Source organism: Massilia consociata, from assembly GCF_042432755.1.
Taxonomy (GTDB): Bacteria; Pseudomonadota; Gammaproteobacteria; order Burkholderiales; family Burkholderiaceae_D; genus Telluria; species Telluria consociata.
Map to the genome: position 1 here is coordinate 84,748 of NZ_JBHLWP010000044.1, position 12,294 is coordinate 97,041.

Sequence of the window (12,294 nt, forward strand, 5' to 3'; positions counted from 1 at the left end):
CGTTTATTACCGCCGAGCCCAATGCTGGCGAGAATGAAAGGGCGTTCAGCGAATCCGCGTCCCCGTGGATGTCGTCGCCCGCAGGTGCGCCAGCTTGGCCGAATACATCTGCCGCATCTCCTGCCGCGTGCTGGTGTCGACCGCCTGCGCGATCTGCTCGCGTGCGTGCTTGACGTCGCCCAGTCCCAGGTGGGCCACGCCGAGCCAGAAGCGGAACTCGTCGTTGTAGGGCGCGCGCCTGACTTCGCGCCTGAACAGCGCCCTGGCCCCCTCGTAGTCGCCGGCGCGCAGCGCCACCATGCCCTTGTCGAAATAATGGTAGGGCGGGAAGGGCTCGATGCTGGCGATGCGCCGCTCCAGCGCCTGCGCCTCATCGTGCTTGCCGAGCAGGGCCAGCACCGGCTGCAGGTTGCGCATCACCGCCATGTTCTCGGGCTCGCGCTCGAGCGCCGTGCGGTAGGTCCGTTCCGCCAGCGCCAGGTGGCCGCGCCGTTCGTAAATGACGGCCAGCGTGTTGAGCGCAGCGATCATGCCGGGGCGCTTTTCTACCGCGCCGCGCGCCCACCAGTAGGCATCGTCGACGCGGTCCTGCACCAGCATCTCGGCCGCGCGGTTGTTCATGTACAGCGCCGCGATGTCCCCTTCATCCAGTTCGCGCGCGCGCAGGCCGGCAGCGGCGTCCGGCGCGATGAAATCGACTACCAGCATGGTTTCCCGGCCGGTGCTCCTGACGTCGTGTTCCGGACGGTCGCCGAGGCCGATATTGACGTGCGAACTGGCCAGGTACAGGCCGGCGGTGCGGCTCCAGGTGCTGTCGGCATCGATGCTGCGGTAATGCACCGGCATGCCCAACGCTTTCGCAAAGGCGGCGGTCATGATCACGAGCGACAGGCAGTTGCCCGAGCGGTCGGCGTAGGTCTCGGCGGCAGTGCGGGTCTTTGACGATTCGTATTCGAGCTTGAGGTCGGTCTTGCTGTACAGCGCGTCCACCAGGCCGTGGCGCTGCCCCTTCTGGCGCAGCTGGTGCGCGAATGCAGGACTGTTCAGGTGGGCCTGCATGGCCGGGCTGAGGGTGAACAGGTCATCGGCGCCGACTTGTTCGGAAGGCGGGGCGAAACGTCCATCGGCGAACAGGACAGGAGGAGGCGCAGGCGGCTGCACACTGGCGCATCCCGCCAGCAGCGACAGGGACAGCAGGACGGCAAGGCGCTTCATGACTCCCTCCGGAAATGTACCGAGTGTACTTACAGAGGAAGTATCTGCCTGCCGGGACGGGTTGTCAAAAAACCGCTCAGTCCTCGTGGAAGACTTCGGCCAGCTCGTCCAGCAGCTCGGCCGTTTCCTCGCTTGACAAGCCGAGGTAGGTGCAGGCCGCAGCGCCGCCCTTGGCCCACTCCAGCGACTCGCCCTGGCCCTGGTAGCTGCTGATCGCGTTTTCGGCCAGCACCGACAGGGCCACCAGCGAGCGCACCGCGCCGGCGGTCGCCGCGTCGTCGATCACGGCGTAGTCGTGGTGGTGCAGGATGGCCCAGCCGACATCGCCCGACAGGCCCCAGTTGCGCGCCAGCAGGCAACCCACCGCGGCGTGGGAGGTAGAGTGGCGCTCTTCTTCCAGCGCCGTGAACGGGCGAGCGGTCTCGAGCGAGGCGGCAGCGTAGGTCGCGGCGTAATCCGGGAAGCGCTCGATCAGGAGCGGCACGCCGGTGTCGCAGAACAGGCCGAAGGTGTGCGCCACATCCGGCTCGCCGAGACGCAGGCGGCGCGACAGGAACACCATGGCCTGGGCGCGGCGGGTCGACACGTCCCAGAAGCTGGCCAGCGTGGCGCTGTTGGCGGGAATCGCTTCGCGCGCCAGCAGGCCGGTCATCAGCGCCGCCACCTGGTTGATCCCGAGGAACAGGATCGCCTGCTCGATCGACTTGGCCTTGCGGCGGCCGCCGTAGATCGACGAATTGGCCAGCTTCAACAGCGCTCCGGACATGCCGACGTCGCTCGCCACGATCCTGCCGATCGCGTCGGGCGAGGGATCTTCCGATGCCAGTTCGCGCTGCAGGTCGGCAAGCAGGCTCGGCCGCGGTGGGATGCGGATCGACTTGATCAGGGCATCGACCTGGTCGAGGTGCGGGACGGGATCGGCGAGGGTATTCATGGGTGCGGGCAGGAAGAAGGGGCTTCCGGGGAGGCGAACAACCGTGGCACTATACCCCAGACATACAGATATTGCAGCAAAGCAATGCCAATTGGTGCCTATTTGTGTCAATTTCACCAAAGCGACATCGTGCACGGGGCCGGTATACAATCCGAGTATGGCCATTTCGACAATAGCGGGAATTGATTTTACGGCGCCGGCAGAGATCGTGGCACGCCAGCTGATCGGTGTGACGGTGCTGGTGGACGGCATCGGTGGACGGATCGTCGAGACCGAAGCCTACGACCGCGAGGATCCGGCCTCGCACGCCTTTTCCGGTCCCACCGAGCGCAATGCCTCGATGTTCGGGCCGCCGGCCCATGCCTATGTCTACCGTTCCTATGGAATCCACTGGTGCCTGAACTTCGTCTGTCGCGAGGAGGGGCACGGCGCCGGGGTCCTGATCCGCGCGCTCGAGCCGACAGTGGGGCTCGACGAGATGCGCAGGCGCCGCGACGCCGACGACGAGTGGCTGCTGTGCTCCGGACCGGGGAAACTGTGCCAGGCGCTCGGCGTGACGCGCGCGCTCAACGGCATGGCCTTGTCGGCGGCGCCATTCGAGCTGCTGCCCGGACCGGGCGGGCTGGAGGTCGTTACCGGGCCGCGCATCGGCATCTCGAAGGCGATGGACGTGCCGTGGCGCTTCGGCTTGGCCGGCTCGCGTTTCGTCAGCCGGCCTTTCCGCTGACCCGCCATCCTTCACACACGGCGCTGGCGTTGGCGTTGAGGCTGCGCCGGGGGCAGTGCCGCTACCGGCCGGCCGCGCATCGGGCTGCCGGCGGCGCGCCGCTCCCGCAGGCCGTGGAAACCTTCATCGTCTTCTTCCGCTTCGTCGTCCGCGCCCACGACGGGCGCGGCGTCTTCGCCGTCTGAAAACTTGAAGATCGACACCGCCTTGGCCAGGCGGACGGTCTGCTCGTGCAGGCTTTCGGCGGCTGCCGCGGCTTCTTCGACCAGCGCCGCGTTCTGCTGCGTCATGCCGTCCATCTGGCCGACCGCCTTGTTCACTTCGGCGATGCCGTCGGCCTGCTCGGTGCTGGCGGCGCTGATGCGGCCGATGATGTCGTTCACCTGGCGCACGGAAGCGACGATGTCGCCCATGCTGGCGCCGGCCTCGCTCACCGAGGTGCTGCCGTCCTCGATGATCTTGACGGAATCCGCGATCAGGGCCTTGATCTCGCGCGCCGCCGCCGCCGAGCGCTGCGCCAGTGTGCGCACCTCGGCGGCGACCACGGCGAAGCCGCGCCCCTGCTCGCCAGCACGCGCCGCTTCCACTGCCGCATTCAGTGCCAGCAGGTTGGTCTGGAACGAGATGCCGTCGATGACGCCGGTGATCTCGACGATCTTGCGCGAGCTGGCCTCGATCGATTCCATTGTCGTCACCGCGCGGCCCATGGCCTGGCCGCCGCCCGACGCCAGGCGTGCCGCCTCGGCCGCAAGATCGGAGGCCAGGCGCGCATTGTTGGCGTTTTCCTTGACCGCCGTGGTCAGCTCTTCCATGGCGCTGGCGGTCTGTTCGAGCGAGCCGGCCTGCAATTCGGTGCGCGTCGACAGGTCCAGGTTGCCGGTGGCGATTTCGTGCGAGGCGGTGTCGATCGAGCGTACCGAGTCCATGATGCTGCGCAGCGTGGTCGTGAGGGTGCCGATGGTGTGGTCGAGCGCGCGCGAGGTGGCGGCGATTTCGTCGCGACCGTCGTTGGCCGCCACGTTTGTCAGGCGGCCTTCCGCCAGGTTGGCCACGACTTCCGAAATCGCCTGGATATCGGCCAGCATCCTGCGCCGCACCTGCATGGTAACGAGCAGCGACAGCGCGATCGACAGCAATACCAGCCCTGCCATCGTCATGCCGAGCATGCGGAACTCGGCCTTGGCGGCAGCGTGCGCCTGGGCGCTCAATTCCTGCTCGAGCTTCGACAGCTGTGCCAGCTGCTGGTTGAGCTCGCTGAAGCGCTGTTCCGCAAGCTGCATTGCGCCGGTGGCCAGCGACTGGTCCACTTGCCCCAATTCGATGCTGTTGGTGACGCTCTTGCGGTAGGCCGCAAGCGCGGTGATCGAGCCATCCACCAGCTTGCGTTCCTCCGGATTGGATACCTTGGCCAAGGCGTTCAGGCGGACCTGGATCGCTTCATGTTTCTTCCGGATGTCGGCAATCAGCGCGTCGATCCGCTCCTGCTTGAAGCTGCCGTTAATGGAGGCCAACAGCTGGTAGACGTTGGCGTGCACATATCTCGCGTCGCCAGAGATGTCTGCCGCGGCCTGCAAGTGCGCAGTGCGCACTTGCACGATGTTTTCCAGCGAGGCGTTCTGCCGCACCATGCCGTAATAGGCGGCGCCGGAAAGCAGCAGCAGCAGCAGCAGCACGAGCACCGGCGCCAGCAGCAGTTTGGGACCGATCCGTAGTTTTTTCAGCATATCTCCCCCTACCAGCGCCGGCCGGCCGGATGGCCGGGCCGCGCATCGCGTTTTTTACCGCTTGTAAATACCTGCCTCCAGGACCACATCGTTGACCTTCACCATGTAGGTGTTCTTCGGCTCGATCTTGCCGGTGACCGGATTCTTGTAGGTGTAGTCGTACCAGCCCTTGCCCTTGGTCGCCGCCAGTTCGACCATTTCGCGCCGGTATTTCTTACCGTTGGTATCGGGGACGTCGATCAGGTCCTTGCCGATCAGCGTCGGGTTGACGGGGTGCGCCAGCATGATGGCATTGCTGGCGTCGCGCATGTGCAGGTACAGGGAGCCCTGGAAAAAGGCCGGATCCTTGCCGTTGATCCGCTTGATCAGTTCATCCTTGCCTTGCGCTTTCATGAAAGCGACGCCTTTTTCGACCAGGGCAACTGCATCTTTCTCGGTGGGTTCATTGGCGTACGCATTGCCGGCAACGATGGTGCAGGCTAGTGCTGCGGCAGTAAACAGCAGTTTCATGATGTGCTTCTCCTCGCTGAAGATTCAGTAAATAAATATTTCCTACCTGCATTGGGTAATTTACTGCCGCTGTTCCTCCGTCCATTTGCGTGCACGCAATGTTCGGGATGGGTGTTGGATTTCAGGCGTCGAGCCGCCCGAGATGGTCCGCCAGCAGTTGCGGCTCGGTGATCATCGGGTTGTGATGAGTATTGATTTCAACCCATTTCCACCCGCCTTGACGCTTCAGGCCCTTCTTTACTTCGACGAGGGGCTCGAAGGGTGAAGCGATGCAGTCGAGATAGATGCGCGGCACGCCGTTCCCCAGCGGCTGGTTCAACACCAGTTTTTCCTGGTACGTTCCCAGCGGCTGCGGCGTCAGGCGCTCGCTGAGCCAGGCGATCGTCTGTTTGTCCAGGACGCCGTAGGAGTTGACTGGGGGTGCCGGGATGGCGATGCCCTTGCCCTCGCGCTCAGCCTGTTCCAGCCGCTTCCTGGTGATTGCGGCCGGCTGCGCCTCGAACACCGACAGGCCGCTATCGAGCACCATGGCATCGACAAAGACCAGGTTCTTGAGCAGATGGGGAATCTTGTCGGCAACCCCGCTGATCACGACCCCGGCAAAGCCGCTACCCACCAGCACGACATCCTTGAGGTTCTCGTACCGGATGTGATTGGCGATGCTGGTAACGAAGGTCGTCAAGGAGATGTCCTTGGACAATAAATGCGCCTGCTCCCCCAGGCCGGGGCAGGTGGGGGTGGACACCCAGTGCCCCTGCGCACGCAGGGTCTGGGCGACGGCATCCCAGCACCAGCCGCCGTACCACGCGCCATGGACCAGGACAAACGTCTTCGATTTGCCGGCGACCGGCACAGCGGAGGGGCGGGCGGCCATGGCCGGCGATGCCAGAAGCAAGCCGAGTGCAGTGGCATGGAAGCGGCGGCGGTGCATCGGAGCTGGGTTCATTCCTGGCCTTTCATTGAGGTGTTGGTGGCAGCAAAAAAAGTTCCAAAAATAAATATCTGGAAAAGCAGAAGTGTCGGCCAGTCGCGCGTAATTTCTCGTGAGAATTGTCAGAAAACGCAGGAAAAATCAGCGGGCTGTTCACTCGGCAGGCACTTGCCGACAAAGTTGCGGCCACGCAAAAAAGCATTGCCGCTTTATCTCTATGATCCGTGTGTTCCGTACGGAAATATCCAATTCACATACCCCTCCCGAGCGGGCTGGCCAACCCGCTTTGCTTTCAAGTTCGTTAACATGAGGTTTACATGTACAAGATCGCAATTATCGGCCTTGGGCCGCGCGGCATTTCCGTGTTCGACCGGATCATTGCGTACGCACGAAACGATGCGAGCGCAACCCCGCTGGCCTTGTACCTGTTTGATGGCAAGGAATTCGGGCCGGGCTGCCACACGACCGATCAGGGCGACCATCTCCTGGTCAATACCGTTGCCTGCCAGATGACCCAGTTTTCCGACGACACGGTGCGCGGCGGCGGCCCATTGTTGTACGGGCCTTCGTTCGCGGACTGGCTGGGCAGCAAGAGTGGCAGCGCTCCGGATGCGACCGCCGGCCATGTCGAGATCGACCGCAACGGCTACTACTCGCGCGCCCTGTTCGGCGACTACCTGCGCTGGGGCTTCGAGTACCTGAAAAAACTGGCGCCGCCGCACGTGACGATTTACCTGCATAACTTCGCGAGCGTCGACGACCTCGAGGCGGATGGGGATGGCTGGAGCGTGTCCTACGACGGCGCCGCCTATCCGGTCGACTTCGTGTTCCTGACCACCGGCCACGCGCGCAAGCTGCCCAGCGAAGCCGAACGCACGCTGACCCAGCGGGTCGAGAGCGCGCGTACCCACAACCCGCGCCTGCAGCTGGTGCTCGAACCCTACCCGATCCGCAACGCGGTCTCGAGCGTGACGGCGCGCGATACCGTTGCCATCGAGGGTGTCGGGCTGACCACCTTCGACTTGCTGTCGCAACTGACGGCGGGACGCGGCGGCAGCTTTGTTCCATGCGGGAAGGCGGAACCGCCGGGACGGCTGCGCTACCGCGCGTCGGGCCAGGAGCCGAAAATCCTGCTGTACTCGCGCTCCGGGCTGCCGCTGACGGCGCGCGCCACCAACCAGAAGGGCGTGTTCGGCCAGTACAAGCCGAAATTCCTGACCTTTACGCGGGTCGAGGCGCTGCGCCAGGAGGTTCCGGGCGGCCAGCTCGATTTCGAAAGGCACATCATGCCGCTGCTGTGGTGCGACATGCAGTTCGCCTATTATTTCTCGTACCTGCACCGGCGCCAGGACAAGCTCACGGCATTGATGTTCAGTAACGAGTTCCTCGCTGCGGACGGGGAAGAGGCGCGTGAGGCGCTGATCGACAAATTCGTGCCACGGCGCGACCAGCTGTCGTGGCATGCGCTGGTCAATCCGATACCGGCGCGCGCCCTGCAAAGCCGGCGCCAGTACGACGACTGGCTGCGCGGCTACATGTGGCGCGACTACGAGCAGGCCTGTCTCGGCAATCTCGACGGTCCGCTCAAGTCCGCATGCGACGTGCTGCGCGACGTGCGCGATGTGGTGCGCAGTGCGATCGACTATGGCGGGCTGACCGAACAGTCGCACCGCTGGGTGCTGTCGGAATTCCTCCCGATCATGAACCGGCTTGCGGTCGGGCCGCCCAAGGAGCGCATCGCGCAACTGCTGGCGCTGATGGATGCCGGCGTCGTTCGTTCCGATTTCGGTCCCGGCGCCAACAGCGTGCTCGACGAGCGCACAGGCCACTTCGTCGTGCACAGCCACTGGAACGGCGATACGGCGCAGGCCGACGTGCTGATCCGGGGCCGCGCCTCGTTGCCGGGGCCGCTGGAAGACAAGTCCCCGCTGATGCGCAAGATGTTGCAGCGAGGTATTGTTCGCCCCTTTATGAACGGCAAGTTCCATCCGGGTGGCATTACCATCGACCGCAACATGAACGTGGTCGCGCAGGATGGCGCCACCCAGACGACCCTGTGGGCACTGGGCACCCTGGTCGAAGGTTGCAAGTTCTACACCTTCGTGCTGCCGCGTCCCGGCGCCAATTCGACCTCGATGGTCGATGCCGGGCGCGCGGTGGGGCGCATGATGGAGGCGATTGCCGAGCGCAACGCGCGTCCCGCGGTCCCGGCTGCGGCCGAGCCGGCGCGCTGCGCCGTCGTCGAGCAGCTCGTGCTGGCCCGTCCACCCGGCGAAGCGGCCGAGCCGGCCACGCAGCGGAAGCTGTCCACCGACCTCAGCGCAGCCTGACCGCATGCTGCTGTCCCTGCGCGCCCGCGCCGCCCTGGCCGGTCCCGGCCTGTGCGGCATGGCCGCCACCCTGGTCGGCGTCGGGATCGGGCGCTTCGCGTATGCCGCGATCCTGCCGCTGCTGGTGCAGCAGGCCTGGTTCGACCTGACCGAGGCCGGCCACCTCGGCGCGGCCAACCTGACCGGTTACCTGCTCGGCATCGGGATCGCGGCCGTTCTGGCGCGCCGGTGCACGGCCGGGAACATGGTGCGGGCGGCGATGCTGTTGTGCGCCCTGAGCCTTCTCGCCTGCAGCTGGCGCGACGGGGACCTGCCGTGGTTCCTGTTCTGGCGCACGGTGGCAGGCATCTGCGGCGCGATCCTGATGGTGCAGGCCCCGGTATTGATCCTGCCGGGCACGCCGGCCGAACGCCGCGGCCGCGTCGGCGGCGTGATCTTCTCCGGCGTCGGGCTCGGCATCGTCGCCGCCGCCACCATCGTCCCGAGCCTGGCCAACCACGACCTGACCCTGACCTGGCTTGCGCTCAGCGTCGTCTGTGCGTTGCTGACGGCCCTGACCTGGCGCCACTGGCCCGCCGTGCCCATCCCCGCCGCCGCACCTGCAGCGGCAACTGGCCGGCCACGCCTGTCGATGCCGGTCATGCTGCTGTGCCTGGCCTACACGCTCAACGCCATCGGCTACCTGCCGCACACCTTGTTCTGGGCCGACTACATCACCCGCGAGCTGCATCGGCCGCTGGCCATGGCCGCGTTCTTCTGGGCCTGCTTCGGCGCCGGCGCGGCTTGCGGCCCCTACCTGACCGGGATGATCGCGGACCGCTTCGGCCTGACCCGGACCCTCGCGGTCGCATTCGCACTGAAGGCGTTCGGCGTCGCGTTGCCGCTGTTTGCCGAGGGCACGGTCGCGCTGCTGGTCTCGTCGGTGCTGGTCGGATTTTTCTCGCCCGGGATCGTCGGCGCGGCGTCCGGCTTTGCCCTGGAAATCGGCGGCGCCCGGCATCACCGGCGCAACTGGACCGCGATGAACCTGTGCTTCTCGCTTGCCCAGGCCGGCGGCGCCAGCGCCATGGTGTGGATCATGGCGGGGCGCCAGTCGTATGCGCTGCTGTTCGTGATCAGCGCCGTCGCGCTCGCCGTCTCGGTCCTGTGCATTCTCGCCATCGCGCTGCTACGCCAGCGTGCCGGCACGCTGGCGACGTCCGGTTTCGAGACGGCCTGAAGTCCGGTGCGGGCACGGCAGCGGGGCGCCCGCGTGCGCCGGCATGATGAGGTCGAGTTTTCTCTACGGTAACGGACGGCGCAATATGGCCGTTCTGGCTAGCATCATGACAAACGGTTACCGTCCGTCCCTACCGAAAGAAAACCATGCGCGACCACATCCTGCTTCGCCTCCCGGCGGGCGCCATGCTGTTGCTGCTCGCCGCCTGCGGCGACAAATCCACCCTGAGCCCCGGCGCCGACGTCGGGCCGCAACCGACCCTGGTGGCGCCGGTCAAGCGCCTGATCCCGACCGTGGATATCGCGCCGGCCAAGGGCTGGCCGCAAGGCGGCAGGCCGGCCGCGGCGGTGGGTCTGGCGGTGAATGCCTATGCGTCCGGCCTCGACCATCCGCGTTGGCTGTACGTGCTCCCCAACGGCGACGTGCTGGTGGCCGAAACCAATGCGCCGAAGCAGCCGGCCAAGAAGGGCGTCAAGGCCTACATCCAGGGCAAGGTCCAGGAGCGGGCCGGCGCCGGGGTGCCGAGCGCGAACCGCATCACGCTGCTGCGCGATGCGGACGGCGACGGCGTCGCGGAAGTGAAGAAGGTCTTCCTGAAAGGACTGAATTCGCCCTTCGGCATGGCGCTGGTGGGCGACATGCTGTATGTGGCCAATACCGACGCCATCGTCCGCTTCCCTTACCGGGAAGGCGATACCGAGATCACGGCGGGCGCGCAGCCGGTGGCGCCGCTGCCGGGCGGGCCGCTGAACCACCACTGGACCAAGAACATCATCGCCAGCGAAGACGGCCGCAGGCTGTACGCCACCTCGGGCTCGAACAGCAACGTCGGCGAGAACGGCATGGACCAGGAAGTCGACCGCGCCGCCATCCTGGAGGTGGACATCGCCACTGGCAAGACCCGCCTGTTCGCGTCCGGCCTGCGCAACCCGAACGGCCTGGCCTGGCATCCCGAGACCGGCGTGCTGTGGACCGTCGTGAACGAACGCGACGAGATCGGCAGCGACCTGGTGCCGGACTACCTGACCTCGGTGAAGGACGGCGGCTTCTACGGCTGGCCGTACAGTTACTATGGCCGGCACGTGGACGAGCGCGTCAAGCCGCCGCGCCCGGACCTGGTGGCCAAGGCGATCGTGCCGGACTACGCGCTGGGAGCCCACGTGGCGGCGCTGGGGCTAGCCTTTTATACGGGCTCGCTGCTGCCGCAATTCGAGAACGGCGCCATCATCGGCCAGCACGGTTCCTGGAACCGCAAGCCGCTGTCGGGCTATAACGTGGTCTACGTCCCGTTCAAGGACGGCAAGCCGGCCGGCAAGCCGGTCGAGCTGCTCACCGGCTTCGTCGACAAGGGCGGCAATGCGCTCGGCCGCCCGGTCGGGGTAGCGGTGGACAGGCGCGGCGCGGTGCTGGTGGCCGATGATGTCGGCAACGTGATCTGGCGCATCACGCCGGACACGCGGTAAGCCGGTCACCCTGCGTACAACCGTCCACCGGCAGCGCAGGGTCCGGGCCGGCCGCGCCGATCCTTTGGTATCATCGCCGCCTCGGCCCGCTCGGGCCTGTTGTGTTGATTACCAGGGAAGACAAACAATGAGATTGGTGCGCTATGGCCGCCCGGGCAAGGAAAAGCCGGGCCTGTTCGACGAAGAGGGCCGCCTGCGCGACCTGTCCGGCATCATCGACGACATCGACGCGTCGGTCCTGTCCGGCAAGGCGCTGCGCAAGCTGGCGAAGGTCGACTGGAAGACGCTGCCGCTTGTACGCGGCAACCCGCGCTTCGGCGTGCCGGTGAAGGGCGTGGGCAAGTTCATCGGTATCGGCATGAACTATGCCGACCATGCGCTTGAAACCGGCGCCGCGGTGCCGAAGGAACCGATCTTCTTCACCAAGGCCACCAGCTGCCTGAACGGTCCGGACGACCCGATCCAGCTGCCGAAAGGCGCGAAGAAGACCGACTGGGAAGTCGAGCTGGGCGTGGTGATCGGCGAGCGCGCGCAGTACGTGAGCGAAGAAGAGGCGCTGAAATACGTGGCCGGCTACTGCGTGGTCAACGACGTGTCCGAGCGCGCCTTCCAGTTCGAGATGGGCTCGCAGTGGGACAAGGGCAAGGGCTGCGACACCTTCGGCCCGGTCGGCCCCTTCCTGGTAACGCGCGACGAGATCCATGACGTGCAGGACCTCGACCTGTACCTGGAGCTGAACGGCAAGCGCATGCAGACCGGGAACACGTCGAACATGATCTTCACCGTGGCGCAAATCGTCAGCTACGTCTCGCGCTTCATGACGCTGGAGCCGGGCGACATCATCACCACCGGCACCCCGCCGGGTGTGGGCATGGGCCGCTCGCCGCAGCGCTTCCTCAAGAAGGGCGACAAGCTGCGGCTGGGGATTGCCGGTTTGGGTGAGCAGCAGGCGGAAGTGGTGGCGTTTCCGAAGTAAGGAGGCGTCGGTAGTACGCCGCGAACTTGGGTCCCGGCCTTCGCCCTAACGTACATCCACATTCCTGAAACATCGATTCGGCGTATGCTGACGGGATGGTTTCAGGATTGTGGAGGCGGCCGTGAGTACGGAAGAGCTATTAGCTGATGAGCACTGCATTGGCCTGTTCGGTGATGAACGGCTTTCCAAGAATGGTATCCTGCTCTTCAAGCGTGTAATCGAACGCGAGACGGTGTGTCTGCGGGAGTTGTGCGATACCCATGCC

10 protein-coding genes are annotated in these 12,294 nt (G+C 65.6%); 5 read left to right on the forward strand and 5 right to left on the reverse strand.

Going from position 1 to position 12,294, the window contains the following annotated elements:
- Window positions 1–45: 45 nt before the first annotated feature.
- The gene (locus tag ACFFJK_RS22795) at window positions 46–1,215 is read right to left on the reverse strand and encodes a tetratricopeptide repeat protein (protein ID WP_379681943.1); all 1,170 of its coding nucleotides are present in this window, start codon (window positions 1,213–1,215) and stop codon (window positions 46–48) included.
- Window positions 1,216–1,291: 76 nt separating this feature from the next.
- On the reverse strand, window positions 1,292–2,149 hold the full coding sequence (locus ACFFJK_RS22800) for an HDOD domain-containing protein (RefSeq protein WP_379681944.1): 858 nt from the start codon (window positions 2,147–2,149) through the stop codon (window positions 1,292–1,294).
- A 157-nt stretch (window positions 2,150–2,306) separates the two neighbouring features.
- Between ACFFJK_RS22800 and ACFFJK_RS22805 the strand changes: the two genes are divergently transcribed.
- Window positions 2,307–2,876 (forward strand): DNA-3-methyladenine glycosylase, encoded by a 570-nt coding sequence (locus ACFFJK_RS22805; RefSeq protein ID WP_379681945.1) that lies wholly within the window; start codon window positions 2,307–2,309, stop codon window positions 2,874–2,876.
- Window positions 2,877–2,887: 11 nt separating this feature from the next.
- Here the strand turns inward: ACFFJK_RS22805 and ACFFJK_RS22810 are convergent, their stop codons facing one another.
- The 3 genes from ACFFJK_RS22810 to ACFFJK_RS22820 form a co-directional block, all read right to left on the reverse strand.
- The gene (locus tag ACFFJK_RS22810; RefSeq protein WP_379681946.1) at window positions 2,888–4,600 is read right to left on the reverse strand and encodes a methyl-accepting chemotaxis protein; all 1,713 of its coding nucleotides are present in this window, start codon (window positions 4,598–4,600) and stop codon (window positions 2,888–2,890) included.
- 54 nt (window positions 4,601–4,654) lie between these two features.
- Entirely contained in the window at window positions 4,655–5,110 is a 456-nt protein-coding gene (locus tag ACFFJK_RS22815) for a cache domain-containing protein (RefSeq protein ID WP_379681947.1), read from the reverse strand.
- A gap of 121 nt (window positions 5,111–5,231) precedes the next feature.
- Window positions 5,232–6,056 (reverse strand): alpha/beta hydrolase, encoded by an 825-nt coding sequence (locus ACFFJK_RS22820; RefSeq protein WP_379681948.1) that lies wholly within the window; start codon window positions 6,054–6,056, stop codon window positions 5,232–5,234.
- A gap of 302 nt (window positions 6,057–6,358) precedes the next feature.
- On the opposite strand from ACFFJK_RS22820, the gene ACFFJK_RS22825 reads away from it, so the two are divergent.
- From ACFFJK_RS22825 to ACFFJK_RS22840, 4 genes are all read left to right on the forward strand, one after another.
- On the forward strand, window positions 6,359–8,371 hold the full coding sequence (locus ACFFJK_RS22825) for an FAD/NAD(P)-binding protein (RefSeq protein ID WP_379681949.1): 2,013 nt from the start codon (window positions 6,359–6,361) through the stop codon (window positions 8,369–8,371).
- A gap of 4 nt (window positions 8,372–8,375) precedes the next feature.
- Window positions 8,376–9,590, forward strand: coding sequence for a YbfB/YjiJ family MFS transporter (locus tag ACFFJK_RS22830; RefSeq protein WP_379681950.1), 1,215 nt, complete (start codon window positions 8,376–8,378; stop codon window positions 9,588–9,590).
- Between the two features lie 146 nt (window positions 9,591–9,736).
- The gene (locus ACFFJK_RS22835; protein WP_379681951.1) at window positions 9,737–11,053 is read left to right on the forward strand and encodes a PQQ-dependent sugar dehydrogenase; all 1,317 of its coding nucleotides are present in this window, start codon (window positions 9,737–9,739) and stop codon (window positions 11,051–11,053) included.
- Between the two features lie 127 nt (window positions 11,054–11,180).
- Window positions 11,181–12,029, forward strand: a complete 849-nt coding sequence (locus ACFFJK_RS22840; protein ID WP_379681952.1) for a fumarylacetoacetate hydrolase family protein — start codon at window positions 11,181–11,183, stop codon at window positions 12,027–12,029.
- The last annotated feature ends 265 nt before the right edge of the window (window positions 12,030–12,294 follow it).

Excerpts from the sequence above, each read along its gene's own strand:
- ACFFJK_RS22795 (WP_379681943.1), bottom strand. The coding sequence starts at position 1,215 with ATGAAGCGCCTTGCCGTCCTGCTGTCCCTGTCGCTGCTGGCGGGATGC.
- ACFFJK_RS22800 (WP_379681944.1), bottom strand. The coding sequence starts at position 2,149 with ATGAATACCCTCGCCGATCCCGTCCCGCACCTCGACCAGGTCGATGCC.
- ACFFJK_RS22805 (WP_379681945.1), top strand. The coding sequence starts at position 2,307 with ATGGCCATTTCGACAATAGCGGGAATTGATTTTACGGCGCCGGCAGAG.
- ACFFJK_RS22810 (WP_379681946.1), bottom strand. The coding sequence starts at position 4,600 with ATGCTGAAAAAACTACGGATCGGTCCCAAACTGCTGCTGGCGCCGGTG.
- ACFFJK_RS22815 (WP_379681947.1), bottom strand. The coding sequence starts at position 5,110 with ATGAAACTGCTGTTTACTGCCGCAGCACTAGCCTGCACCATCGTTGCC.
- ACFFJK_RS22820 (WP_379681948.1), bottom strand. The coding sequence starts at position 6,056 with ATGAACCCAGCTCCGATGCACCGCCGCCGCTTCCATGCCACTGCACTC.
- ACFFJK_RS22825 (WP_379681949.1), top strand. The coding sequence starts at position 6,359 with ATGTACAAGATCGCAATTATCGGCCTTGGGCCGCGCGGCATTTCCGTG.
- ACFFJK_RS22830 (WP_379681950.1), top strand. The coding sequence starts at position 8,376 with ATGCTGCTGTCCCTGCGCGCCCGCGCCGCCCTGGCCGGTCCCGGCCTG.
- ACFFJK_RS22835 (WP_379681951.1), top strand. The coding sequence starts at position 9,737 with ATGCGCGACCACATCCTGCTTCGCCTCCCGGCGGGCGCCATGCTGTTG.
- ACFFJK_RS22840 (WP_379681952.1), top strand. The coding sequence starts at position 11,181 with ATGAGATTGGTGCGCTATGGCCGCCCGGGCAAGGAAAAGCCGGGCCTG.